We start from the raw sequence: 24,557 nt of genomic DNA on the forward strand, positions 1-24,557 counted from the left end.
AAGTTGAATACCCGGATGTCTATCAGCGTTAAATCGAATAGGGCTCTGTTCGACCTCGACCTGCTGCGTGCCATTGTCGTGGTGGCCGATTGTGGCAGCTTCACCACCGCTGCCGCACGCCTGCATTCGACGCAATCGACCATCAGCCAGAAAGTCCGGCGTCTCGAGGACATGGTCGGCCACCGCCTGCTGGTGCGCGGTAACCGTGACGTGTTGCCGACCGACGCCGGCCAGACCTTGCTCGGCTACGCCCGGCACATGCTGGCATTGAACGACCAGATGCTCGAGGCTTTGGCCGGTGCCATGGTCGGCGTCACCGTACGTTTGGGCGTTCCCGAAGATTTCGTCGGCGGGCGCACCACCAACGCGCTGTCGGCATTCAGCCGGCTGCACCCGCAGGTCAAGCTGGAGGTCACCAGCGGCCTGTGCCGCGACCTCAGCCAGGCCTATGACAATGGCGAACTTGACCTGGTGTTGCTCAAGCAGCGACGCAACAGCCGCGAAGGCGTGGCGTGCTGGCCCGAGCGTCTGCAGTGGATCGACAGCGCACGCATGCCGTCCTTCGAGCTCGACCCGATCCCGCTGGTGACCTTTCCGCCACGCGGCTTGTACCGCGATGACATGATCACCGCCATCGAAGGCATGGGCCGGCGCTGGCGCATCAGTTTCACCAGCTCCAGCCTCAGTGGCATCCAGGCCGCGGTGGCCGACGGCATGGGCATCAGCCTGTTGCCACCACGGGCGGCGACCCCTGAGCATCGGGTGCTTGGCAGGCAACACGGGTTGCCTGAGGTGGACAGCTACGAAATCGTCATCGTCCACCGGCCGACGGCGGATGTGATGGTCACGGCATTGGCCAAGGTCATGTCGCAGGTGCTGGAGGGTGGAGGGATCTGATGCCTGCACTGACCCCATCGCTGGCGATGGGGCCCGGAAGATCAGTGCATTACGGCATGCCCAACCACTGCGGCAGTGCCAGCGAAATGAACGGCACGTAAGTCACCAGCACCAGGAACAGCAGCAGGATCGACAGCCACGGCAGCGCGGCGCGAATCGTCTGCCCCAGCGTCAGGCCCGTCACCGCTGAAGTCACGAACAGGTTCAGCCCCACCGGCGGATGCACCAGGCCGATCTCCATGTTCACCACCATGACGATCCCCAGATGAATCGGGTCGATCCCAAGCTTCATGGCGATCGGGAAGAAGATCGGCGCGAGAATCAGGATGATCGCCGACGGCTCCATGAAGCTGCCCGCCACCAGCAGTACCACGTTGACCATGATCAGGAAACCGATCGGCGTCAGGCCCTCGGACAGCACCCACTGGGTGATCTGCTGGGGGATCTGCTCGGTGGTCAGCACATGGGCGAACAACATGGCGTTGGCGATGATGAACAAAAGCATGATGGTCAGCCGGCCCGACTCCAGCAATACCTTCGGGCAGTCGCGCAGGCGCATGTCCTTGTACACGAACAGCGCGATGAACGCTGAGTACACCGCTGCCACGGCGGCCGCCTCGGTGGGGGTGAACATGCCGCTGTAGATGCCGCCCAGGATGATCACCAGCAGCAACAGCCCCCAGAACGCGCGCCTGGCGGTACTCAACCATTCGGCAAAACTGGCACGAGGTTGTGCGGGCAGTTTCTTGATCCGGGCGACGATGTAGATCGTCACCATCAGCGCCAGGCCGAGCAGGATGCCTGGCACCACACCGGCCATGAACAGCTTGCCTACCGAGGTTTCGGTCGCCGCCGAGTACACCACCATGACGATCGAAGGCGGAATCAGGATGCCCAGGGTGCCGGCGTTGCAGATGATCCCCGCGCCGAACTCGCGGGGGTAACCGGAGCGCACCATGCCGGCAACGGCAATCGAGCCCACCGCCGCGACCGTGGCCGGCGACGAGCCCGACAACGCGGCGAACAGCATGCATGCCAGCACTGCGGCAATGGCCAGGCCGCCACGGATGTGCCCGACACAGGCGTTGGCGAAGTCGATCAGCCGCTGGGCCACGCCACCGGTGGTCATGAACGCGCCCGACAGCAGGAAGAACGGGATGGCCAGGAAGGTGTAGCTGTCGGAGGTCTCGAACAGCTTGATCGCCAGCGAGCTCAACGAGTCCTGGCTGAACATCAGGATTGAAAGTGCGCCCGACAAGCCCAGCGAAATTGCGATCGGCACCCCCAGGAACATGAACACGAACAACAACAGGAACAGGCAGATAACCGTCATCAGTGATGCTCCTCACCCGGGTTGGCCAGCTTGCTCGCCTCTGCAGCCTCGTCGGCCAGGCCCAGGCCATACTGGCGATGGGTGAACAGGCGATAGAGGATCTCCAGGTAGCGGACAATGACCAAGGCGAAACCGAAGGGCACGATCAGCGCGATATGGCCGACCTTGATGCCATAGCGGTCCAGGTCTTCGGCGCCGATGCCGGCCACAAGCACGGCGCTTACCCATTTGATGCTGGCCACCAGGAACAGCCCGGCATACGCCAGGCAACAGGCACAGGCGATCATCGCCAGTACCCGTTGCACTGGCTTGCGGGTGCGCCGCACCAGTACGTCGACACCCAAGTGGCCAGCGGTGCGCACGCCATAGGCGATCCCGAAAAAGATCAGCCAACCGAATAGCGCCTTGGTCAGGGCGATGCTCCAGGTCATTTCCTGGGCGTAGCCCATCAGGTGGTCGCCGATGCCCAGCAGCAGGTCACTGGCAAAAGCCCAGTGGTCACTGAGCGTGTAGAACACGGTATAGAGGTTGTTCAGTGCTACGTAGACGAAGGTCACCAAGGTCATGGCCGCCAGGAGAAGGGCGATCATGCCCTCCTCGAAGTGCTCCCAGACACGCCTGAGCGATTGCATAGGAATTCTCCAGACAGAGAGAGGGCTGGCCACCTGTGCAACAGGTGGCCGGGGCAGGGCGTGCGGCTGTCAGGAAGCCTTGTTGGCGGCCTCGGCTGCCTTGATCAAGTCAGCGCCGATCTGATCGGAAAACTTGTCCCACACCGGGCGCATGGCCTCACGCCATTGCTGGCGCTGCTCGGCAGTCAGGGCATCGATCTCGCTGGTCTTGGCATCGATGATTTTCTGCCTGGAGGTCTGGTTCAGGGCTTCGGCCTGTTTGTTCACCTCGACGGTGACCTGGTCCATGAGCGTTTGCAGCTCGCCACGCACGTCCTCAGGCAGGCCGTTCCAGAACTTGGCGTTGGTGATCACCATGTAGTCGATCAGGCCGTGGTTGGTCTCGGTGAAGAACGGCTGCACCTCGTTGACCTTCTGGCTTTCGTAGTTCGACCAGGTGTTTTCGGTGCCATTGACCGTGCCGGTCTGCAGGCCCTGATAAACCTCGGCAAAGCTCATCTTGCGCGGGTTGGCACGGATCGCCTTGAACTGCTCTTCGAGCACGCTGGAGGCTTGCACGCGGAATTTCAGGCCGCGGGCATCTTTGGGCAGGATCACTTTCTTGTTGGCCGACAGCTGCTTGAGGCCGTTGTGCCAGTAGGCCAGGCCGTGGATGCCTTTGTCGTCCATCGAGGTCAGCAGTGCCTTGCCCTGCGGGCCTTGCTGGAAACGGTCGACGGCCGCCAGGTCGTCGAACAGGAACGGCAGGTCGAAGATCTGCACCTGTTTGTTGTAGTGCTCGAACTTGGCCAGTGAAGGCGCCAGCATCTGTACATCACCCAACAGTAGCGCTTCCATCTCCTTGCCGTCGCCGAACAGCGACGAGTTGGGGTAGACCTCGACCTTGACCTTGTCCTTGAGCTGCGGGTCCGCCGCCACCAGCTTCTGGAACATCAGTGCACCTTGGCCTTTGGGCGTGCTGTCGGCCACCACGTGGGCGAACTTGATGATGATCGGATCGGCAGCCTGTGCAAGGCCGGCCATGGACACTGCGGCGGCGCAGAACAGCGCCTGGGTCAGCTTGAACATCGATGTCACCTCAGATTTATTTTTGTAGGAGGATGGATGTAACGATGGACCAATGGCTTGCGTGTGGTGAATTAGCATTTGTGTAAGGCGGCATTCGGTGTAGCCGAACGCCAACCCAGTTCAACCGGACGCCTGTGCCAACAACCGCTGCGCCCGGAACACGACCGGCGCATCCACCATCTGCCCGTCCAGCTGAAACGCACCGGCCCCGTTCGCTGCGGCGCTCGCCGCCAGCACCCGCCGGGCCCAGGCCAGCGCTTGGGCGTCGGGTGCGAGTGCCGCGTGAATCACCGGCACTTGCCTGGGGTGAATGCACAACGCCCCGCCATACCCCAGGTCGTAGGCATGCCGCATCGCCTGGTGCAACCCTTCGGCGTCGCCAATGGCAGGAAACACGCCATCGAGCGGCGGCAGCAGGTCGGCACCCCGCGAGTGTAGCTGCACGGCCATGCGCGCCTGGTCGAGAAACTGCCTGGCAGCAGCGCTGTCGGTGTTCAAGTGTAGATCCAGCGCCAAGTCGAGGCTGCCGAACGACAACCGCTCGACCCCCTCGGCATGGGCGATCTGCTCCAGCGCGAGCAGGCCCTTGGCGCTTTCGATAATGGGCCATACCGGTTTGCCGGTGTGCCGGGCAACGGCCACCTGTGCGGCGTTTTCCACCTTGGGCAGCAGCACGCCGGCGATGCCAGGCTGCTGCGCGCAGAAGGCCAGGTCTGCCGCATGCTCGGCGTGCTGCGGCGCATTCACCCGGACCCACACCGACGCCAATGGCGTGGCCTGCAGGAACGCCTCCAGGTGGTCCCGGGCCTGGCGCTTGAGGGGTTCCTCCACGGCATCCTCGAAATCGACGATGACGGCATCGGCCCCTGCCGCCAGCGCCTTGGCGAAACGCTCAGGCCGGCTGCCGGGTACGAACAGTGCAGAGCGCACACTGTTCATACCACACCACCTGCGGCCAGGCTGGCTTGCTCTGCCGGGCTGAAGCCCAACTCGCCGAGGATGCCCTGGGTGTGTTGCCCCAGCGCCGGCACGGCGTCCATGCGCGGGGCAAAGGCCGCGTTGCGCCCTGGTGGCAGCAGCGAGGGCAGCTTGCCGGCCGGGCTGTCCACTTCACGCCAGCAGCCGCGGGCCTGCAACTGCGGGTGTTGCCACACCCCGTGCATGTCGTTGACCCGGGCGTTGGCGATTTGCGCATCTTCAAGGCGTGCCACTACCTCGTCCAGCGACAGGCTGGCGAAGCCCTCGATGATGATCTGCCGCAGCACCTCGCGGTTATCTGAGCGCTTGAAGTTGGCATTGAAGCGGTCATCACTGGCCAGCGCCGGGTCAAGCAGCACCTTTTCGCAGAACAAGGCCCATTCCCGTTCGTTCTGCAGGCCAAGCATGATCGTGCCGCCACCGCCGGTTGGGAACGGCCCATACGGGTAGATGGTGGAGTGCGAAGCGCCGGCGCGCGGGGGAGGCGGCGCGCCGTCGTAGGAGTAGTACATCGGGTAGCCCATCCACTCCACCAGGCTTTCGAGCATCGACACGTCGATGCGGCTGCCGATGCCGGTCTTGTCACGCAGCAGCAACGCCGAGAGCACGCCGGTATAGGCGTACATGCCGGCGGCGATATCGGCGATCGAGCAGCCGGCCTTGGCCATGTCGTTTTCGCCAGGGCCACCGGTTACCGAGAGAAAGCCGCCTTCGCTCTGGATCAGCAGGTCGTAGGCCTTTTTCTTTTCATAAGGGCCGCCTTCGCCATACCCGGAGATATCGCACACGATAAGCCCTGGGAAGCGGGCGTGCAGGGCGTCGAACGACAAGCCCATGCGCGCTGCCGCGCCCGGTGCGAGGTTTTGCACCAGCACATCCGCCTTGGCCAGCAGGGCCTCGAGAATACCGTCGGCGGCGTCCTGCTTGAGGTCCAGGGTGAGGCTTTCCTTGGAGCGGTTGGTCCAGACGAAGTGCGAGGCCAGGCCATCGACACGCTGATCGTAGCCGCGGGCGAAGTCGCCGCTGCCAGGGCGCTCGACCTTGATCACGCGGGCGCCGAGGTCGGCCAGTTGGCGGGTGCAGAAGGGGGCCGCGATAGCGTGCTCCAGGCTGATCACGGTGATGCCGTCCAGCGGGCGGGGCGTTGTTTGGGTCATAGGGTCACCTGTTGGTGTTCAGTGCAGATCAGCCAGCGAGCGGGCGTCGCGCAGTTGCCAGACGCGCTCGATCAATGCCTGGCCCTGGGCCGGGCTGCGCGCGCCGGAATACGCCAGCAGGCGCTGAAACTTGGCCGCAAGCTCCGGGCGCGACAGGGTGTTGCCGGGGTCGCCTTTAGGTTCGTCGATGGCGGCGCTGAAGCTGCGGCCATCGGTGCAGGTAACGTCCACGCGGCCCAGCCACCTCTTGGGGTAGGCGGCGTCCACTTCGGCGTCCAGTTGCATCTCGACGTGCTCGCGAAAGTGCGCGACCTGTGGGTCGGTCAGCGCCAGGTCACGGAAGTCGATGAGTTGCGCGCTGCCATGCACCGCAATCAGGCCAAGTACGGTACCCATGGAGAACTTGGCCTGGTGCACGGTGGCAGGTGTGGTGACGCGGCCAAGCACATCGATCGCGCCCTGATGCACGCGGGTGACGACCCTGGCGATCTGTTCATGGCCAAGGCCTTCGCGCTGCATCAGCAGCAGCAAGGCATCGGCGGCGGGGTGGGTATGGCGACACGAAGCGTGGTACTTGAACGAGGTTTCCACCAGCGCCCAGCGCGTGCCCAGACGGTCGCTCAGGCGCGCCGGGTCGGCATCGCTGGACATGCCGGCGGCCATGCCCTGTTCGCCTTCGAGGATATTGCGTGCACCGCTCAGGCCATCGGCGGTGAGGTAGGCGGCCAGCAAGCCGTCGGCGGCGGCCTTGGCGGTATGCAACTGCTTCGAATCGGCGGCGTCGCGCAGGAACTCCCAGAGCCCGGCGGCCTGGGTGCCGGCGCTGCCGAGCAGGTTGATGAACTGCGCCTGGTTGAAGCCCAGCAGTTTGCCCACCCCGACGGCTGCGGCCAGGGTGCCGACAGTGGCGGTGGTATGGAAGATGCGGTAATGCGAGCGACCGAGGAATTCACCGATGCGGATGCCGGCTTCATAGCCGGCGACTGCAGCCAGCAGCAGGTCCTGGCCAGACTTGCCAAGGTCCTGTGCCGCCGCCAGTACGGCAGAAAACACCACGGTCGCCGGGTGCAGCACCGAGCTGTTGTGCAGGTCGTCCTGCTCGACCAGGTGAGAGGCCGCGCCATTGACCAGGGCAGCGAAGTAGGGGGATGACGTGCGCCCGCTGGTCAATACTCGAGCATTGCCCTGCGCAGGCCCCATGCGTTCGGCATAGCGCTCGAACAGCGGGATCGGGTGCGCGCCTTGGCTGGCAAAGGCCGAGCCAAGCCAGTCCAGGAACAGGTCTTCAGTGCGGTCCAGCACGTGGCCGGGCAGGTGCGTGTAGCGCAGGTCGGCGAGAAAGCCGGCCAGGGCGTGGGTATGCTGCATGCTCAGGCCCTCAGAAGCTGCGCGGCAGTTCGAGCAGGTGCTCGGCCACGTAGGACAGGATCAGGTTGGTGGAAATCGGCGCCACCTGGTACAGGCGGGTCTCGCGGAACTTGCGCTCGACGTCGTATTCGCAGGCGAAGCCAACCCCGCCATGGGTTTGCAGGCACGCATTGGCGGCTTCCCACGAGGCCTTCGCCGCCAGGTACTTGGCCATGTTGGCGCTGGCCCCGGCATTCTGCCCGCTGTCGTATTCGGCGCAGGCGCGCCAGCGCATCAGGTCGGCGGCTTCGATTTCGATGTGCGCTTCGGCGATGGGGAACTGCACGCCCTGGTTCTGCCCGATCGGCCGGCCGAACACCACGCGGTCACGGGCATAGGCGCTGGCTTTTTCGACGAACCAGCGGCCGTCACCGATGCACTCGGCGGCAATCAAGGTACGTTCGGCGTTGAGGCCGTCGAGGATGTACCTGAAGCCTTTGCCTTCTTCGCCGATCAGGCTGCTGGCCGGCAGTTCCAGGTTGTCGAAGAACAGCTCGTTGGTCTCGTGGTTGACCATGTTGGCGATCGGCTGCACGGTCAGGCCCTTGCCAATGGCGTCGCGCAGGTCGACCAGGAAGATCGACATGCCCTCGGACTTTTTCTTCACCTCAGGCAAAGGCGTGGTGCGGGCCAGCAGGATCATCAGGTCGGAGTGCTGAACCCGCGAGATCCACACTTTTTGCCCGTTGATCACGTACTTGTCGCCCTGGCGCACCGCGGTGGTCTTGATCTTGGTGGTGTCGGTACCGGTGGTGGGCTCGGTCACACCCATCGACTGCAGGCGCAGCTCGCCACTGGCCAGCTTGGGCAGGTAGTGGCGCTTCTGTTCCTCGCTGCCATGGCGCAGCAAGGTGAACATGTTGTACATCTGCCCATGCACGGTGCCGGAGTTGCCACCGCAGGCATTCACTTCTTCGAGGATGACCGAGGCTTCAGCCAGGCCCAGGCCCGATCCGCCGTACTGCTCCGGAATCATCGCCGACAGCCACCCGGCATCGGTCATGGCTTTTACAAAGGCTTCAGGGAAGCCTTTTTCTTCATCGATTTTGCGCCAGTAGCTGGCGTCGAATTCGGCGCACAAGGCGCGCACGCCTTCGCGGATGGCATTGAGGTCATCACTGTCGTACGTATGCATGCGGGGTTCCCTGTCCAGTTCTCAGTCGAAAAGCACGTCGGCGCTCTGCGCCACGCCGTCGGCATTACCGGCCCACAGTTGCGCCTGGCCCGGTGCGCCGATGCGCCCGGCCACTTCGAATGGCGTGGGCACGGTCAGTGGGCGTACGCCGCGGTAGGCGAATTGGCGCAGGCGCTTGCCGGGGTTGGCGCGCAGGAAGGCGCGCAGGGTCAGGGTGGCGATCAAGGGACCGTGCACGACCAGGCCCGCGTAGCCTTCGGTATCGGTGACGTAGGGGTGGTCATAGTGGATGCGGTGGCCGTTGAAGGTGACGGCGGAGTAACGGAACAGCAGAGTCGGGGAGGGCGTGACGGCCTCGCTCCAGTCGCCTGGGGCGGTTGGCGCGGCGCTGCTCAATTTGGGCGGGTTCGGTTCGCGGTAGACGATATCCTGCTCTTCACGTACGCACAGTTCGCCCTGCTGGGAGTACTCGTGGCGCACCGTGACGAACAGCAAGGCGCCCGTGCGGCCGTGCTTCTCTTCGATATGCACGATGGTCGACAGGCGATGGGCCTCGGCGCCGACCTTGAGCGGGGTAAAGAATTCGACGCGCCCCCCGGCCCACATGCGGTTGCGATTGTCGGCGGGCGGCAGGAAGCCGCCGCGCGCCGGGTGACCATCGCTGCCCAGTTGCGATTCGGCCACCGGCTCCTGGAAAAAGCACCACATCCACAGCGGCGGCAGGGGCTGACCCACGGCGGGGGCGGCTTCGCCGAAGGTGGCGGCGATACGTTTGATCAGGTTGCGGCTGAGCTCATCGACGGCCTCTTCCGTGCGGCCGATCCAGGCGCTGTAATCCGTGGGCGGGTGCGTAGCAGTCATAACCATTGGCCTCTGCATTTGTTGTTATGCAGCGATCATGCGAGGGACTTGGCATTCTGTGAATTTGCATTTATGTAAGGCAGCGTTCATGTATGCTGAACGCCTGCTCCACATTCGGATAGGCCCATGCATTTTGATCTGGCAGACCTGAGGCTGTTCATTCATATCGGCGAGTCACCGAGCCTGACCCAAGGCGCGCGGCGCGCATTCCTCTCACCGGCAGCTGCAAGTGCGCGCGTCAAGGCCCTGGAGGCGCAGCTCGACACGCGTCTGCTGTACCGCGACAGCCGGGGTGTCGAACTGACCCCGGCCGGGCAAAAACTGCTCATGCATGCGCGTTTGATCATGCGCCAAGTGGACTACCTGAAAGCCGAGTTCGCCCAGTTCGGCACCGATTCGGCCGGGCATATCCGCATCTTTGCCAACACCACCGCAGTGACCGAGTTTCTGCCCGAAGTGCTGGCGGGCTTTCTCGCCAAACGTCCCGGCGTGACCGTGGACCTGCAGGAGCGCCTGTCGCGGGATATCGTGCGCGGTGTGCTCGATGGCAGCAGCGACATGGGCATCATCGCAGGCCCCGTGGAAGCCAGCGGTTTGCAGGTGCTGCACTTCAGTACCGACCGGCTGGTGCTGATCGTGCCTGCAGGGCATGAGCTGGCTGCCAGCAGGCAGGTCACGCTGAAGCAGACGCTGGCGTTTCAGCATATCGGCCTGCACGACGGCAGCACCTTGCTCAGCTTCCTGCGCGACCATGTCGAACGCATGGGCCTGAATCTGTCGCTGCGTATCCAGCTGTCGAGCTTCGAGGCCATATGCCGGCTGGTGGAGGCGGGCGTGGGGATTGGCATCATCCCCGAGTCAGCGGCTGTCCGGCACAGCCAGACCATGAACCTGGTCACCATCGAACTGGATGAAGCGTGGGCCGTGCGCGAGCGGAGCATTCTGGTGCGTGAGCTGGATGCGTTGCCAGGGACGGTGAGGGCGTTGATCGCCACCTTGATGCCTGAAGGGGCAGGCAGCGCACTGCAACCGCCCCTGGCCCCCTAGAAGAAACTGCGCTGAGCCTTGAACGTCAGCATGCTCTCGCAATACGTGTTGATACCGGCATAGGCACCGCAGCCCCCGCCGTTGAGGTCGGAGTTGCTGTAGATCAGGTTCAGGTCGATGCCCAGCCAGGGGCGCGACAGCTCCAGCGACCAGTCGGAGAACGCATTCACCTGGCTGCCGTCGCCGATGGTGAAGGGCGTGCCCAGGCGGTGATGGGCGAGTTTGACCGTGAGGTCGATGTCGAACAGCGGCAGTTGGCCAAAATCGGCGAACAGGGTGCCGGTGCGATTGTCCGGGTTGTCACGCCAGGCCCCGCCGATTCGGCTGCCCATGACCGAAATGCCGCCATACAACGCATAGCTGTCCGGCCCTGCGATGTTCGGCTGGCTGTAGTGGATCAGGCCTACTTCGTAACCCAGTGTGCTGTCGAAGTGGTGCTTGTAGCCCAGGTAGCTGTCAAGGCGCAGTGTGGAGTCAGGCGTCACGCCCATGCTCGGCGCATACTGGCCCACGTACCAACCGCTTGGGTGGCTGAGGTCCAGGCCACCGTGAAAGGCGCCGCTGGCGCTGGGCGAGATCAGCCCCTGGGCCATGCTGCGTGAAGGCGTGGTGCCAAGTTTGAAGTCGAAATCGCCCAGTTGGCGTTGGATCTGCTGCGCTTGCAGCACCGGGCTGAACAGCAGGGCCGCACTGAGCAACAGAAGGGGCCTGGTCATGGTCACCGTCCTGGAAGGCTTGCGCTTGAGCGGCACAGGATACCCGTGTTGGCTGGCGGGGAAAACAGCGTGGTCTGCTTCAAACGGGTGGTGATGTCGATCAGGGGCCGCACGTGAGCGTATGGCCTGGCTTTCAATTCAACCTTTTATCGCCCCGGCCGGCTCCGCCACCTCGGTCACCACCTGTTCGCTGGCGGCGCGCAGGATCACGCGTTTGCGCAGCTCGTACTCATCCAGGGAGAGTGCCTGGCGCTGGATGGCTTCGAGCTGCAGCTGGCGGGTTTCTTCTGCGGTGTAGGGGCGCAGTTCGGGGTGGGTGGCGCAACCGCTGAGCACGGCAATGGCAGCGGCGGACAGGGTGGCGAACAGCAGGCGGGCCGTAGTGTTCATCGGCAAGCTCCAGGATTCGGGAGATGGGTGTGTGACGAATCGATGGAGCAAGATTATTGAGCCGACGCGATCATTAGAAATTGCCATTCTCGATAGTGACTATCGATAGCACCGTGTGAGAACGGCAGCCTTTGCTAACCTTAAGTTCCACGCGGTATGGGCCAGAGGGATACTGTGATGCGCATGCCATTGTTATGTGCCGTGGCGCTTCTGCTTTGCCTGGGTGGTGAACCAGGCCTGGTCCAGGCGCAAGAGCCTGCACCGGCCGCCGAGGCGGCACCCGCCAAGCAGGCAGTGTTCAACCCCGAGCAACTGGACCAGATGCTCGCGCCGATTGCGCTGTATCCCGACGCGCTGCTGGCACAGGTACTGATGGCCGCCACCTATCCCGGTGAAGTGGCCGAAGCAGTGACGTGGTCCAAGGCCAATCCCAAGGCTCAGGGTGATGAGGCTGTCAAACAAGTGGCGACGCAGGCCTGGGACCCGAGTGTCCAGGCATTGGTGGCGTTCCCGCAGGTACTGGTGGTTCTCGGGCAGGACCCGGTGTGGGTGCAGCGCCTTGGGGATGCGTTTCTGGCCCAGCCTGATGATGTGATGGGTGCCGTGCAGCGTCTGCGCCAGCAGGCCAAGGCCGCAGGCAACCTGCAGAGCAACCAGTACCAGAACGTCACGGTGCAGGCTGCCCCGGCAGCCGCGCCCAGCTCGCAAGCGGCACCGGCCAGCAGTTCGTCCTCCAGCACCATCATCATCCAGCCGGCCGACCCGCAGGTGGTGTATGTGCCCACCTACAACCCGACCACCGCTTACGGAACCTGGGCCTACCCCGCATCACCGCCGGTGTATTACCCGCCATCGCCGCTGTACTACGCCGGCAGCGCGCTGTTGGCCGGGCTGGCGTTCGGTACTGGCGTTGCGATCGTCAACTCGCTGTGGGGCGATTGCGACTGGGGGCGCAACGACATCGATATCGACGTCAATCGTTACAACAACATCAACGTCAACAACCGCATCGCCAACAACCAGAACACCTGGCAGCACAACGCCGTGCACCGCGATGGGGTGCCGTACCGTGACAACCGCAGCCGCCAGCAATTCGGCCGCCAGCTCGACGGTGCCAGCCAGCGTGCAGCTTACCGTGGCGACGATGCCCAGCGTGCACAGGCACGCGATCGCGCCCGTGCTTCGATGGACCGGGCGGGTATCGAACGCCCGGCCACCAGCAATCGTGAAGCCCGTGACCGGGCTCGCGAAGCCCAGGCCAGCAGGCCCCGTGCTGCGGAGCACCGGCAGGCAAACGGCCAGGCACGCCAGGCGCTGCACAACAAACCGGGCAATAGCGCTGGGAGGGCGAAGAACAATGCGTTCGACGGCGTGCGATCCCCCTCACGCTCTGCGGCGCAGGCCAACCGTGGCCGCACCAGCCAGGCGCTCGCCAAGCGGCCGAGTGCATCGCGTGCGGCGGGCCATACCATCTCCCGGCCCAGTGCGGCCATGCACCGTGGTGGAGGGGGGCGTCGATGAACATGAGCCAAAGCAAGTCGTCGCTGGGCCTGTGGCTGTTTGCCCTTGGCGCCGCCTGGTCATGCCTGGCCACTGCGCAGCAGGCATTCCCCACGCCAGAGAAGGCCGCCGCAGCCTTCGTCGAGGCGCTGGGGGTGGAGCAGGCAGACCAGGCGCGCCTGACGCAATTGCTCGGTGACGACTGGCGCACCTACATCCCCCGCGAAGGTGTGCAGCGCAGCGACGTGGATGCGTTCGTGCAGCAGTACCACCAGCAGCACCAGATCCAGATGCACGGTGACCGGCAGGCCATTCTGGCGGTGGGCAGCGAGCAGTGGACCTTGCCCATTCCGCTCACTCGAACTGCCAGCGGCTGGCGCTTTGACCTCAAGGCCGGCAGTGCCGAGATTCGTGCCCGGCGCATTGGCCGCGACGAGTTGGCCGCTGTGCAGTCGCTGCTTGCCTATCACGATGCGCAGATGGACTACGCCACGCAGGACCATAACGGTGATGGCGCACTGGAGTACGCCCGGCAGGTTTTCAGCACACCCGGCAAGCGCGACGGCTTGTACTGGGCGGACGAAACGGGCGGGCAGGTCAGCCCGCTGGGCCCGCTGTTCGGCCAGAATGCACCCGGTGATGACTGGTACGGCTACCACTTCCGCATCCTCGAGGCTCAAGGCCCTTCGGCACCGGGTGGTGCGTACAGTTACCTGATCGGCAAGCATATGAGCCGTGGCTTCGCCATGGTCGCCTGGCCGGCCAGGTACAACGACACCGGCGTGATGAGCTTCATGGTCAGCCATGATGGCCAGGTGTTCGAGAAGGACCTGGGGCCCCAGGGCGAAGCGTTGGCCCAAGGCATGAAACGTTTCGATCCGGATGACAGTTGGCAGGTTGTCGAAGCGGGCCACGATCAATAGACGTTCTACCCCGGCGCTTTGTTGGCCTGCCAGTCTCGCTCATTGGCTGCCAAAAGGGGCTCGCATTGGCCGTCACTGGGGCGTGGAACCGCCCACCAGCAATTGCTGCACCAACCATTGCCCGGCGGGGCCCAAGGCTCGTCTGCGCGACCAGGCAACATCCATCGCGACTCTGCGTGGGTAACCGGCCGCGGGCAACTCCACCAGGCCGCTGCCGAAGCGTGCCACCAGCGCCCTGGGCAGTTCCGCCCAGCCAAAGCCGCGCACCGCGAACTCCAGCAGGGTCAGGTAATCCGGCGCCGACCAGGCCTGCCCCCGCCCGTGGTGCAGGCTCGGCGCGTAGGTCCGGATATACAGCTGGCGCTCGTTTTCCAGGTGCTGTGGCTGCACGCCAGGCTGTTTTGCCAAGGCATGCCCGGTGCTGACGTAAACGGCGAATTCCGCATGTTCCGGCAGGCGTGCCACGGCGATGTCGGCCGGGTAGCGCTGCTGCGCTGCAAGGATGCCGATCTGCGCCATGCCCTGCTGGATCAGGTCGATAACGTCGGCGTCTTCCGAAGGCCCGCAGCGCAGTTCGGTGTGCGGGTAGCTGGCGGCGAAGCCACCTATCACCGCGCCTTGAAAGGTCACGCTGTAACTGTCGGACATCACCACCGACACCAGCGGCTCTACCTGTTCGGTCAGCCTCACCGCCAGCGCATCGAGCCGGGCGCTGGCATCGAGGATCGCCTCGACGTGGGTCAAGACCTGGCGGCCGGCCTCATTCAGGGTGGGGTGGCGGCCTGCACGGTCGAACAGTTCGCAACCTATGTCAGCCTCGAAGTTGGCGATTGCGATGCTGATGGTCGACTGGCTCTTGCGCAGTTTGCGCGCTGCGGCGGAAAACGAGCCAAGGGCAGCGGCTTCTACAAAGGCAACGAGGGCTTCAGGTGAGTAGCGCACAGGTATTGATAAAACCGATAGGAGATATGTCGCGAGTATCAGTTCCATCAAAGAAAATGTGAAGCACAAGTTCACTACTGGATGGAAAATGCCGTGAAAAAAGTCTCTTTTACCGAGCGCCTGGTCCATGCCATCGGCTATGAAGTGTTTGCCGTGCTGCTGTGCGCGCCGCTTTTGTCCTGGGTGATGGACAAGTCGTTGGCAACGGCCGGTGGCCTTGCGGTCACCCTGTCGCTGATCGCGATGGTGTGGAACATGCTCTACAACGCGCTGGTCGACCGTTGGGTGTGTACCGCACGCATTCACTGGAAGGCCGCGGCACGCTTTGCCCACGGCCTGGGTTTCGAGTTGGGGCTGGTGGTGTGGTGCCTGCCGGTGGCGGCCTGGATGCTGGATATCTCGCTTTGGCAGGCGCTCATGGTTGAGCTGGGCTTCTTCGTGATCATTTTGCCCTACACCGTGCTGTACAACTGGGCATTCGACCAGGTTCGGCACTGGATAACGCAGCGCTGGGCCGCCGCCTGAGCAGACAAACGAGCAAGACGCATCAGCCTGTGAGAGGATGTTCGCCAACCCAGCCATAAGGCCAGACAGGACCCCGAACACAAGCCTGATGAAGACGCCAAAACGAATCGAACCGCTGATTGAAGACGGACTGGTCGACGAAGTACTGCGACCCTTGATGAGCGGCAAGGAAGCAGCCGTCTACGTGGTGCGTTGCGGCGCCCAGGTACGGTGCGCCAAGGTCTATAAAGAGGCCAACAAACGCAGTTTCCGCCAGGCCGCCGAGTACCAGGAAGGCCGCAAGGTACGCAACAGCCGCCAGGCCCGGGCGATGGCCAAGGGCAGCAAGTACGGCCGCAAGGAAGCCGAGGACGCCTGGCAGAACGCTGAAGTGGCAGCGTTGTTCCGCCTGGCCAATGCCGGTGTGCGGGTGCCCAAACCCTATGACTTCCAGGATGGCGTACTGCTGATGGAGCTGGTGACCGACGCCGATGGCGATGCGGCCCCGCGCCTTAACGACGTGCACCTGGAGGCTGATGAAGCGCGTGAGTACCACGCCTTCGTCATTCGCCAGATCGTGCTGATGCTGTGTGCCGGCCTGGTGCATGGCGACCTGTCCGAATTCAATGTGCTGCTGGGCCCCGATGGCCCGGTTATCATCGACCTGCCGCAGGCGGTGGATGCCGCCGGCAACAACCATGCCTTCAGCATGCTGCAGCGTGACGTGGCGAACATGGCCCACTATTTCGGGCGCTTTGCACCGGAATTGAAGGACACACGCTTCGCCCAGGAAATGTGGGCGCTGTACGAGGCAGGTGAACTGCGTGCGGACAGCCCGTTGACAGGCGAATTCGAGGATGATGAGCATGTCGCGGACGTGGGCGGAGTGATGCGCGAAATCGACGCTGCCCGCCTGGATGATGTCCGCCGCCGAGCTGCGCGGACAGAAGCCGAGCATGGGCCGGTCAAGGGCGAAGAACCGCCGCCGCCCTGGCTGCAGTAATCTGGCATGTGTGCTGGCCCTATCGCCGGCTTGCCGGCGATAGGGCCAGCCAAGGCAAAACATCGCCCTTTTTCGAATGCACGATTTTGCGCATGTATCGCAATGTGGTGATGCAGAGGCTGATCGCAGGGGCTCAGTGTGACAGCAGTACGGGCATTTGAAGCGCTTGCAGAACCCCATGGGTAGCGCCACCCAGGATGAAATCTTTCAAGCGCGAATGACCAAAGCCGCCCATGACCAACAGATCGGCGCCGGCGGTGAGTGCTTCTTGCTGCAGGCACTCAGCGATCGAGCGCCCGGCCAGCTTCACGCTCAGCGGCCGAGCGTTCAGGCCTCTGTGCTGTAAGGCGTGTGCCATGTCCTGCGCAAGGGCGCCGTGCTCGAGTGGCTTTTCCCCCTGCACGGTCAGGACCGTGATCAGCATGTCTGAGCTCATCAGGTGTGACGCGTCAGCCAGCGCTCGCGCCGCGACGCGGCTGCCGTCCCAGGCCAACGCCATGTGCCTGACAGGCTGGATGGGCAAAGAGGGAACGAGTACGCATGGTCTGCCAGCGCCGAAAATCACCGACTCTGCCAGCTCCTGGATGACTGGCTTGTCGACTGCCCATGGCAGGATGGCCAGGTCGAAATACCTTGACGCTTCTGCAGCCGCGGTACCCGTCAGGCCGGGCACCACTTCTCTGGTGGAGAATTCCACACTGCTCTGGCCGTGTTCGAGGCCGCTCACCATGGCCTGCAGCGCTTTGCACTGGGTTCGGCTGTTGCTTTCGGTTGTTCGAATCATCTCGGGGATATTCAGGAGTGTGCTGCCAACTGATGGCGAAAGGTAGGGGATCCTTACCGAAAAGGTCATGACATGCAGGTCGTAACCCAGCGCGATGGCCAGCTGTACACCGGCTGCCACAGCGTCCTCGGGGAGCACATCCGGATAGGTGATCAATGGCATGTAAGCCAGATGAAAATTCGACATGTCCGACACCTTCAGCTGTTGCGAGGCGATGCGCGGTAAGCCAGGCGTCTAAGGCACGCCGGCGACTGGCAGTTCAGTGAGGCGAGGGCTGCCCGGGTAACCCAGTTCCAGGGCCATCAGCGCAGGCATGTCCAGAATCTCCACCAGCCGGCCATGCAGGTTGACGATACCCAGGGCGCGCAAGTGGGCGACCGAGCGGCAGATGGTTTCCAGGCGCAGCCCCAGGTAGGACGCCATGTCCTCGCGCGACATGCGCAGCATGAAGCCATGGGAGGAATAGCCGCGGCTGACAAACCGTCGGGACAAACTCAGCAGAAAACTGGCCAGCCGCTGCTCGGCAGAGAGGTTGCACAGCATCAGCACGCGCTCATGCTCGCGGATGATTTCCCTACTCATCAGGCGGTTCAAGCTTTGCTGCAGCGTGGGAAAATCACGCGCCAGGGCCTGCAGCCGATGGTATGGAACGGGGCATACTTCGCTGTCCTCCAGGGCAATCGCATCACAGACATGGTGCTCGGTGGCAATGGCATCGAGCCCCAGCACGTCGCCCGGCATCCAGAAGTTGATGATCACACCCTGGCCTTCGGCATTGTTCAGGTTGGTCTTGAAACTGCCTGAATGCACCGCATACAAGGCACTCAAGGGTACATTGGCATTGAACAGCGCAGCTCCCTTCCTGATGCGGATGCGCGGGCCTATCAATGTACCCAGGCTAGTGCTGTCGCGTAGCGGCAAACCCGTGGGCAAGCACAAGCCGTTGACCCGGCACGCATTGCAGCGCGATGCCAGTGGTTTCAAATGAATGGGCGGGGGTGTACGCACCCGTACAGGCTGGCCGAGCAGTTGCGCGTCGATCAGGCCCGACATTTCAGGCCTCCTTCGCAGGTCTGAGAGCGACAGTGGCGATCTTGTTCAGTGAATGAGGCGCATTGAGGCGGGCAGTCAGCACGCCCAAAAACTGTTCGGCTTCTTTGGGTGTTTTGAAACTCACCCGCCACTCGTCCATGTGGACCCACCAGCGGTTGTCATTCGCGCTTTTCTCGACGTAGACGTTCATCGGAACCTCCAGTGCCTGCATGAGCAAGCAATAGCTATTGATTCGAGGAGCAATGGCGTCCTTGTCGGCAGCGAGGCTAGGTACAGCGTGCGCCCAAAAAACCAGTAAGTCTTGATCCGTGTCAATTGCCCGGTAAGCGGTAACACCCGCTGGTCGGCTCGCTTGCACTGTTGACAAACATCAAACCGGGCAGCCCCCGGCGGCAGATCATCGAGGTACTCATCGACCCCGCAGAGGTGTGCCATGACCAACCCGCAAAGACTTCTTCTCATCGCATCGCCCCTGATGCGCCGCACACCGGTTTATGACCGTGCAGCGGCGCTGGCCAAAGCCAAGGGCATGCCACTGCACATCGTCGCCTTTGACTACCTTGAGGGCCTGGCCACCGCCGGCCTGGTCAACGAGCAGGCCTTGGCGGTCATGCGCGAAGGCTATGTGCAGCAACACCGTGAATGGCTGGAAACCCAGGCATTGTCGATGCGCCGCAATGGCGTGACGGTGACCACCGAGGTGTTGTGGGTTCAGCACCCGCTGGACGAGATTGAGGTGCATCTGCGTGAGCAGCCGTTCGCCATGCTGATCAAGGGGCTCGAGCATGAACCGTGGTGGATGCGAGCCATGTTCACCTCGCTCGACGTACAGTTGCTGCGTGACACCAGAATTCCACTGCACCTGGTACACAACGCCAGCAATGCCCTGCCGCGCCGCATACTTGCAGCGGTTGACCTTTCGCACCCAGAGGACCAGTTCGAAGGCTTCAACGACCATATCATCAGCGAAGCGCTCAAGCTGGCGTTGCAATGCAACGCCCAGATCGAACTGCTGTACGCCTACGATATGGGCTCGATGTACCTGGACGCCGAAGGCAGCCGGGAACATTCGTTCCTGTTCGATTCGAACCTGTCACGGACACTGCACGAGGCTCAGGCCGATGCCTTCCAGGAACTGGCCGAACGCAACGGTATTCCCTTCGAGCACCGGCACATGCGGGTGGGGGACCCGACCAAGGTGCTGGCGCTTTTCATGGACAACAACGACATCGACGTGCTGGTGATGGGGAGCTACCACCATCACGGCATCGGCTGGTTCATCGGCAGTACGGCCGAGCGGATCCTGCATCGGCTCAGCACCAGTGTGCTGGTGTTATCACCCGAGCATTCGCAAGGTTAGAAATGCAAGGCCCGCAAGGGCCTTGTTTCAGGCACGCAGATCAAGCTCGTGGAGGATTTCGCTGACATCGCCGCCCAGGTAGCGCGAGGTGAAGCCCAGCGCCTTGGTCAGCCGGTGCATGGCGTAGTTGTTCGAGAGGTCCCGGGACACCATGCACTGGTAACCATTGCGCCGTGCCGCTTCGATCAGGTGCTGCAGCAACAGCTTGCCCAGCCCCTTGCGCTGCCATTGCTCGCCGACAGCGACGGCACATTCGCAACTGTGGCTACCCGGGATCGCGGCATAGCGGCTTACGCCAAGCTGATGCAGCTGGCCATTGTCATGGGCCAGCGCGACGTAGGCCATGCGCTGGTGACCGTCGACCGGCATCAACTGCGCGTCCAGGGCGGGCAAGCCACCGCTGAGTCCGGCGAGAAAACGAAAGCGCCTGGCCTCATGGCTGATCGTGCTCACAAAGCGACTGTCGCGTTCGTGATCATCATCGCGCAGCGGGCGAATCAGCACGGCTGTGCCGTCAGCAAGGGTGTCTACCCAGTGCTCGCTGGTGTCTTCGGGTTCCAGCAACTGCTTGTTCATAGGGCCTCCAGAGGGCTTGATCAACGTGGGCTTTACCGGTTGTACCGTGAGACGGCGTTCTGGTTCTGACAATGATCAAGTCGGTGCGCCAGTGGTGACTTTCTGATCTGCATCAAACGCGCAAGGGAAGGGGGTTCGAAGATCGATGCTACTTGCCATCGCCGCGTGCGGCCGGAGGTTTCCCATGGGTCAGTATCGACAACTGCTGGTGCTGCTTACCGACATCGACCCGCACTCGGCGGCTTTGCGCCGGGCGCTTGCCCTGGCGCATGTCAGTGGCGCAGCGGTGCATATCGTTGGGCTGTTCGAGCCATACGAGGCGCATTCGTTACGCCAGGAACGGCTGAACGAAGCCGAGATGCAGCGCCAATACGGTCTTTATCGCAAGCAGCTTGAGGAACTGGTCGAACGTCACCGGTCGAGTAATACCTGTCTGACGCTCGATACCGTCAAGGCAGAAGACCTGCGGGACCAGGCCGCCGATTACATCCGCGAGCTCAAGCCCGATATGGTCATCAAGGACACCGAAACGACACCGGCACTGGCCCGGTTTTTCGGCACGCCGCTGGACTGTGCGCTGATGCGCGCGTACCAAGGCTCGATGCATTTCGTGCCCCGGGCAGCCGCGTCTTTGCCAAAACGCATTCTGGTAGCCGTGGACACCGCCCTGCGCGATGACCCCGATGCCCAGATGCTATTCAACCGCGCCCTCATCCGCGCAGCCGATGCCCTGGCGCTGCAATGCGATGCGCAGCTGCACCTGCTCTCGGCCTATGACCTGGTGGGTGTGTTTGCCCCTGACATGGTGGTTGCGCAGACCTGGGTCGAGGAGATGCGTGATGCCTTGCAGGTGCCCTTCGATGCATTGGCCGATGCCGAAGGTGTGCCCCCCGATTGCCGGCATTTCATGGAAGGCGGGGCAGTGCAGGTGATTCGGGACCAGGTGGCGGCCCTCGATATCGACGTGGTGGTCATGGGGGTGGTGCAGCCAAGGGGGTTGAGCAAGCTGCTGGGTGATACCACCGAACGTATTGTCAGCGATCCACCGTGTAGCGTGCTGGCCGTTCACCCCTGTGTGATCGATACCTGGGAGCCGATGCCATGCAACTGACCTTTTTCGGCGGGACGGGTACGGTGACGGGCAGCAAGTTCTTGCTGACGCATGACTCGACACGGGTGCTGATCGACTGCGGGCTTTTCCAGGGTTACAAGCAACTGCGCTTGCGCAACTGGGAGCCACTGCCGGCGGCACTGCGTACGGTCGATGCGGTAGTGCTCACGCATGCCCACCTGGACCACAGCGGCTACCTGCCGGTGTTGGTGCGCGAGGGCTTCAGCGGGCCTGTCTATGCCACCCCGGCGACCTGTGCCCTGGCTGAAATCCTGTTGCTCGACAGCGCCCGATTGCAGGAAGAGCAGGCCGAACATGCCAATCGGCATGGCTATTCCAAACATTCGCCGGCCCGCCCCTTGTACACCGAACACGATGCCAAACGCGCACTGCAGCTGTTCAGGCCCGTCGCATTGCACCATCGCACGCAGATCGCGCCCGGTGTCGAACTGTTGCTGCGTACGGCCGGGCACATTCTGGGCGCGGCGACCGTGCAACTGACGTTGGACGGCCAGACAGTGGTTTTCTCGGGCGACCTGGGCCGGCCCAATGATCCCGTCATGCGTGCGCCCGAACTGATCGGTGCGGCCGATGTGCTGCTGGTGGAGTCGACCTATGGTGACCGGTTGCACCCTGCACAGCCCCCGGAGCGTTACCTGGCCGATGTGATCAACCAGACCCTGCTGCGTCATGGCATCATCCTGGTGCCGTCGTTCGCGGTCGGCCGAGCGCAATTGCTGATGTATTACCTGTACATGCTCAAACGCGACGGGCTGATACCGGACATTCCGGTGTATCTCAACAGCCCCATGGCAACCGATGCCACCACCCTGTACCAGCAGTTCAGAAGCGAGCATCGCCTCACGGCGCTGGAGTGTGCCCAGATGTGCAAAGGCACGCAAATCATCCGCACGGTCGATGAATCCAGGCACCTGGATCAGCTGCGCGAACCTGCGGTGATCATTGCCGCCAGCGGCATGGCCACGGGAGGGCGGGTGTTGCACCACCTCAAGGCGCTGGCTCCCAATCCGCACAACAGCATTCTGTTCTCCGGTTTTCAGGCAGGCGGTACCCGGGGCGCCGATATCGTTGCCGGGGCTCGCAGCGTGCGCCTGCATGGCGAAGACGTGCCGATTCGGGCGCAAGTCTTTGCCATGGACAACCTGTCGGCGCATGCCGATGCGGACGAAATCATGGAATGGTTGCGCGGGTTCACCCGACCGCCGCGCCAAACCTACGTCATTCATGGCGAACCGCATGCTGCGGACACCTTGCGTCGACGGATAAGCCTTGAGCTCGGCTGGCAGGTGTGCGTGCCCGAGTACCTGGAAACGGTTGCCATAGACCCTGTGCGCTGACACGGCGCTGGAGGCTTGCATGAACATGCAAACAAGGGCAAAGCTCAGCGCCTGGGCAAAACGACCCAGGGGCAGCCTTGGATGGATCGCAGCCATCGCCACACTGGTGGTTGCCGCCTCGAGCTATCAGGTGTTGGGCCCGGCCTGGCAGCTGCCCATGCGTGCCCCGGCCATTGTGCTGGCGCTGCTGGCGCTGAGTGCGGCGGTCGGGTTGGCCGTGCACCGCAGTTTCAAGAGTACGGTGGGCAAGACCATTTTTTCCGGGCAGGGGAGAGGTTGGCAGGCGAGGCTCGCCATAGTCCGGGACGTAGCCAGTGAGTCGAACATTTTGCTGGGCATGCTGCTACTGCTGGCAGTGTTGGGCTTAGGCTCACTGATACTCGCCAGCCGCTCCGTACAAGGCATCGTCAGCGGATGCGAGACCAACCTGCAGGCCCAGGTCGATCTGCCAGAGGACCAGGCGCTCGCTGCGTTGGTCGCCAAACCGGTCTGCCAGTGCCTGGCGCAAACGTTTCTGGAACGCAACGGCGTCATCCGCCTGGCGCTGTTCAATACGCCGCTGCTTGAAGTCAGTGCCTTCAAGGGTGTGACCGAGGCCGATGAGCGGCGGTGCCTGGAGCAATTGGACCTGCTGCCGGAGGCTACCGCCGGGGCACCGCCTCAGGCCAGCGAAAGCCGGTGAATCAGCTGGCTTGGGTCATCCGGATCTCTGGCAGTGGTAAACCCTGCCGCCTGAGCCAGATCGCGCATCGCCACATTGGCCGCAGCGTCGATGGAATACATCTGCCGCAGGCCCTTGGCGCGTGCGTGGTCGATCAGGTGCCGGAGCAGCAATGTGCCCAGGCCGTGACGCTGCCAGCTATCGAGCACGGTGACGGCGCATTCGCATTCCTGGTTATCCGCACCGGTGGCGTAGCGGGAGATACCGACTTCCTGCAGTTCACCGTCGACATGGGCGAGGGCCACATAGGCCATGTGCTGGTCCTGATCAACCACCATCAGTTGATCCAGCATGGCTTCGCCAGGCTCCTTGAGCTGTGACAGAAAACGGAAGTGGCGCGATTGAGGGGACAGCCGTTCGATGAAGTTCTTCTCGCGCTGACGGTCCTTGGGCTGCAAGGGCCTGATCAGCACATGGGTGCCATTGTCGAGCGCTTCGATCCAGTGTTCGCCGGTCGTGGCAGGAAATGCCGCTGCGGCGTGGGGGCGGGGTGTTTCGGCGGGTGCCATGGCAAGCCTCCTTACATTCAGGGGTGTACAAAGGAGGTTCAGTTTCAGCGCCTCGCCTTCTGCGCGCTTGATAGTTGTCAATTGCCGCGCCCTTAGGCCCACGCCTTGCTACTTGGCCTTCCAGTACCTCTGCATTTCCAGAAACAGAAAGGAGGCCGTCCAGGTGATCATCACCAGGCCCGTGAGTGCCTGCAGGCCTGTGAGGTATTTGAGGTCGCCGCTGGGCGAAATATCGCCGAAACCGATGGTGGTATAGGTGGTGAATGAGAAGTACACGCAGTCCATGAACGTGCCGTCGAAGTTGCCGCTCAGGGTGCCCCAGCCTTCGGCACTGGCCATCAGATAATAGACCAGGGCAAAGCACCAGACTTCCAGGGCGTGGGCCACCAGCGCGCCGAGCACACCTATGACGATGCGAAACCGGCTCCAGAGTTTGAGCCGCGGTAGCCAGTCGTTCAGGCGCAGCAGGCATTCGTAATGAATCACCACCACCAGCACCACGACCAGCGCGTTGATCAGCGTGACGGTAAGCATCGACGGCTCCCCTGTGGCCCTGACAGAAGTTTGGCCGGTAATGGCCATCGTGTCGGTT

27 protein-coding genes are annotated in these 24,557 nt (G+C 63.0%); 10 read left to right on the plus strand and 17 right to left on the minus strand.

Annotated features, from left to right (window positions below; all coding sequences use genetic code 11):
* Positions 1–15 precede the first annotated feature (15 nt).
* The gene (locus tag NGJ21_RS19470) at positions 16–897 is read left to right on the plus strand and encodes a LysR substrate-binding domain-containing protein (protein ID WP_042112037.1); all 882 of its coding nucleotides are present in this window, start codon (positions 16–18) and stop codon (positions 895–897) included.
* Between the two features lie 49 nt (positions 898–946).
* Here the strand turns inward: NGJ21_RS19470 and dctM are convergent, their stop codons facing one another.
* The 8 genes from dctM to NGJ21_RS19510 all read right to left on the minus strand — a co-directional run bounded on the left by dctM (position 947) and on the right by NGJ21_RS19510 (position 9,468).
* On the minus strand, positions 947–2,230 hold the full coding sequence (gene dctM, locus NGJ21_RS19475; protein ID WP_012314899.1) for a C4-dicarboxylate TRAP transporter large permease protein DctM: 1,284 nt from the start codon (positions 2,228–2,230) through the stop codon (positions 947–949).
* Positions 2,230–2,862, minus strand: a complete 633-nt coding sequence (locus NGJ21_RS19480) for a TRAP transporter small permease (protein ID WP_046785807.1) — start codon at positions 2,860–2,862, stop codon at positions 2,230–2,232. The genes dctM and NGJ21_RS19480 overlap by 1 nt, the downstream gene beginning before the upstream one ends.
* Before the next feature lie 69 nt (positions 2,863–2,931).
* The gene (locus NGJ21_RS19485) at positions 2,932–3,930 is read right to left on the minus strand and encodes a TRAP transporter substrate-binding protein (protein WP_046785808.1); all 999 of its coding nucleotides are present in this window, start codon (positions 3,928–3,930) and stop codon (positions 2,932–2,934) included.
* A 120-nt stretch (positions 3,931–4,050) separates the two neighbouring features.
* Positions 4,051–4,869 (minus strand): HpcH/HpaI aldolase/citrate lyase family protein, encoded by an 819-nt coding sequence (locus NGJ21_RS19490; protein ID WP_115274522.1) that lies wholly within the window; start codon positions 4,867–4,869, stop codon positions 4,051–4,053.
* The gene (locus tag NGJ21_RS19495; protein WP_115274523.1) at positions 4,866–6,065 is read right to left on the minus strand and encodes a CaiB/BaiF CoA transferase family protein; all 1,200 of its coding nucleotides are present in this window, start codon (positions 6,063–6,065) and stop codon (positions 4,866–4,868) included. The genes NGJ21_RS19490 and NGJ21_RS19495 overlap by 4 nt, the downstream gene beginning before the upstream one ends.
* Before the next feature lie 18 nt (positions 6,066–6,083).
* Entirely contained in the window at positions 6,084–7,433 is a 1,350-nt protein-coding gene (locus NGJ21_RS19500) for an MmgE/PrpD family protein (protein WP_115274524.1), read from the minus strand.
* Between the two features lie 10 nt (positions 7,434–7,443).
* Positions 7,444–8,607, minus strand: a complete 1,164-nt coding sequence (locus NGJ21_RS19505) for an acyl-CoA dehydrogenase family protein (RefSeq protein ID WP_251962528.1) — start codon at positions 8,605–8,607, stop codon at positions 7,444–7,446.
* Positions 8,608–8,628: 21 nt separating this feature from the next.
* A complete protein-coding gene (locus NGJ21_RS19510; RefSeq protein ID WP_251962529.1) occupies positions 8,629–9,468 on the minus strand; it encodes an HTD2 family dehydratase in 840 nt (279 codons plus the stop codon).
* Between the two features lie 126 nt (positions 9,469–9,594).
* On the opposite strand from NGJ21_RS19510, the gene NGJ21_RS19515 reads away from it, so the two are divergent.
* Positions 9,595–10,515 carry a LysR family transcriptional regulator gene (locus NGJ21_RS19515; protein ID WP_119687251.1) on the plus strand — a complete coding sequence of 307 codons (921 nt, stop codon included), beginning with the start codon at positions 9,595–9,597 and terminating at the stop codon, positions 10,513–10,515.
* On the opposite strand, the gene NGJ21_RS19520 is transcribed toward NGJ21_RS19515, so the two are convergent.
* The gene (locus tag NGJ21_RS19520; protein WP_012314890.1) at positions 10,512–11,231 is read right to left on the minus strand and encodes a TorF family putative porin; all 720 of its coding nucleotides are present in this window, start codon (positions 11,229–11,231) and stop codon (positions 10,512–10,514) included. The genes NGJ21_RS19515 and NGJ21_RS19520 overlap by 4 nt on opposite strands.
* Positions 11,232–11,369: 138 nt before the next feature.
* On the minus strand, positions 11,370–11,621 hold the full coding sequence (locus NGJ21_RS19525) for a hypothetical protein (protein WP_012314889.1): 252 nt from the start codon (positions 11,619–11,621) through the stop codon (positions 11,370–11,372).
* Between the two features lie 177 nt (positions 11,622–11,798).
* On the opposite strand from NGJ21_RS19525, the gene NGJ21_RS19530 reads away from it, so the two are divergent.
* Together NGJ21_RS19530 and NGJ21_RS19535 are read left to right on the plus strand one after the other, a co-directional pair.
* Positions 11,799–13,142 carry a DUF3300 domain-containing protein gene (locus tag NGJ21_RS19530; RefSeq protein ID WP_119687250.1) on the plus strand — a complete coding sequence of 448 codons (1,344 nt, stop codon included), beginning with the start codon at positions 11,799–11,801 and terminating at the stop codon, positions 13,140–13,142.
* Positions 13,139–14,044: a DUF2950 domain-containing protein gene (locus tag NGJ21_RS19535; RefSeq protein ID WP_119687249.1), complete on the plus strand. Its 906-nt coding sequence runs from the start codon at positions 13,139–13,141 to the stop codon at positions 14,042–14,044. The genes NGJ21_RS19530 and NGJ21_RS19535 overlap by 4 nt, the downstream gene beginning before the upstream one ends.
* Positions 14,045–14,116: 72 nt before the next feature.
* Here the strand turns inward: NGJ21_RS19535 and NGJ21_RS19540 are convergent, their stop codons facing one another.
* Positions 14,117–14,986 (minus strand): LysR family transcriptional regulator, encoded by an 870-nt coding sequence (locus NGJ21_RS19540; RefSeq protein WP_251962530.1) that lies wholly within the window; start codon positions 14,984–14,986, stop codon positions 14,117–14,119.
* A 93-nt stretch (positions 14,987–15,079) separates the two neighbouring features.
* Here NGJ21_RS19540 and NGJ21_RS19545 point away from each other — a divergent pair, with 93 nt between their 5' ends.
* A complete protein-coding gene (locus NGJ21_RS19545) occupies positions 15,080–15,511 on the plus strand; it encodes a multidrug/biocide efflux PACE transporter (protein WP_161872143.1) in 432 nt (143 codons plus the stop codon).
* 88 nt (positions 15,512–15,599) lie between these two features.
* Positions 15,600–16,493, plus strand: a complete 894-nt coding sequence (locus NGJ21_RS19550; RefSeq protein ID WP_115274530.1) for a PA4780 family RIO1-like protein kinase — start codon at positions 15,600–15,602, stop codon at positions 16,491–16,493.
* 133 nt (positions 16,494–16,626) lie between these two features.
* On the opposite strand, the gene NGJ21_RS19555 is transcribed toward NGJ21_RS19550, so the two are convergent.
* From NGJ21_RS19555 to NGJ21_RS19565, 3 genes are read right to left on the minus strand one after another with little or no spacing between them, the layout of a single operon-like run.
* Positions 16,627–17,463, minus strand: coding sequence for a universal stress protein (locus tag NGJ21_RS19555; protein WP_251962531.1), 837 nt, complete (start codon positions 17,461–17,463; stop codon positions 16,627–16,629).
* A gap of 48 nt (positions 17,464–17,511) precedes the next feature.
* Complete coding sequence (locus NGJ21_RS19560; protein WP_251962532.1) at positions 17,512–18,330, minus strand: helix-turn-helix domain-containing protein; 819 nt, start codon at positions 18,328–18,330, stop codon at positions 17,512–17,514.
* A 1-nt stretch (position 18,331) separates the two neighbouring features.
* Positions 18,332–18,520 (minus strand): hypothetical protein, encoded by a 189-nt coding sequence (locus NGJ21_RS19565; RefSeq protein WP_119687206.1) that lies wholly within the window; start codon positions 18,518–18,520, stop codon positions 18,332–18,334.
* A gap of 243 nt (positions 18,521–18,763) precedes the next feature.
* On the opposite strand from NGJ21_RS19565, the gene NGJ21_RS19570 reads away from it, so the two are divergent.
* Positions 18,764–19,690: a universal stress protein gene (locus NGJ21_RS19570; RefSeq protein ID WP_161872146.1), complete on the plus strand. Its 927-nt coding sequence runs from the start codon at positions 18,764–18,766 to the stop codon at positions 19,688–19,690.
* 27 nt (positions 19,691–19,717) lie between these two features.
* On the opposite strand, the gene NGJ21_RS19575 is transcribed toward NGJ21_RS19570, so the two are convergent.
* The gene (locus NGJ21_RS19575) at positions 19,718–20,266 is read right to left on the minus strand and encodes a GNAT family N-acetyltransferase (protein WP_237858689.1); all 549 of its coding nucleotides are present in this window, start codon (positions 20,264–20,266) and stop codon (positions 19,718–19,720) included.
* Positions 20,267–20,450: 184 nt separating this feature from the next.
* Between NGJ21_RS19575 and NGJ21_RS19580 the strand changes: the two genes are divergently transcribed.
* From NGJ21_RS19580 to NGJ21_RS19590, 3 genes are read left to right on the plus strand one after another with little or no spacing between them, the layout of a single operon-like run.
* A complete protein-coding gene (locus tag NGJ21_RS19580; RefSeq protein ID WP_251962533.1) occupies positions 20,451–21,377 on the plus strand; it encodes a universal stress protein in 927 nt (308 codons plus the stop codon).
* Entirely contained in the window at positions 21,368–22,735 is a 1,368-nt protein-coding gene (locus NGJ21_RS19585) for an MBL fold metallo-hydrolase RNA specificity domain-containing protein (RefSeq protein WP_251962534.1), read from the plus strand. Before NGJ21_RS19580 ends, NGJ21_RS19585 begins: the two co-directional genes overlap by 10 nt.
* Positions 22,736–22,754: 19 nt before the next feature.
* Positions 22,755–23,417 (plus strand): hypothetical protein, encoded by a 663-nt coding sequence (locus NGJ21_RS19590; RefSeq protein WP_251962535.1) that lies wholly within the window; start codon positions 22,755–22,757, stop codon positions 23,415–23,417.
* Here the strand turns inward: NGJ21_RS19590 and NGJ21_RS19595 are convergent.
* Positions 23,396–23,965 carry a GNAT family N-acetyltransferase gene (locus NGJ21_RS19595; protein ID WP_012314875.1) on the minus strand — a complete coding sequence of 190 codons (570 nt, stop codon included), beginning with the start codon at positions 23,963–23,965 and terminating at the stop codon, positions 23,396–23,398. The two genes, NGJ21_RS19590 and NGJ21_RS19595, sit on opposite strands and share 22 nt — an antisense overlap.
* Before the next feature lie 108 nt (positions 23,966–24,073).
* Positions 24,074–24,499 carry a potassium channel family protein gene (locus NGJ21_RS19600; RefSeq protein ID WP_204918204.1) on the minus strand — a complete coding sequence of 142 codons (426 nt, stop codon included), beginning with the start codon at positions 24,497–24,499 and terminating at the stop codon, positions 24,074–24,076.
* Positions 24,500–24,557 lie beyond the last annotated feature (58 nt).

The sequence above is a fragment of the Pseudomonas sp. Marseille-Q5299 genome (genome assembly GCF_943737035.1).
Taxonomy (GTDB): domain Bacteria; phylum Pseudomonadota; class Gammaproteobacteria; order Pseudomonadales; family Pseudomonadaceae; genus Aquipseudomonas; species Aquipseudomonas putida_E.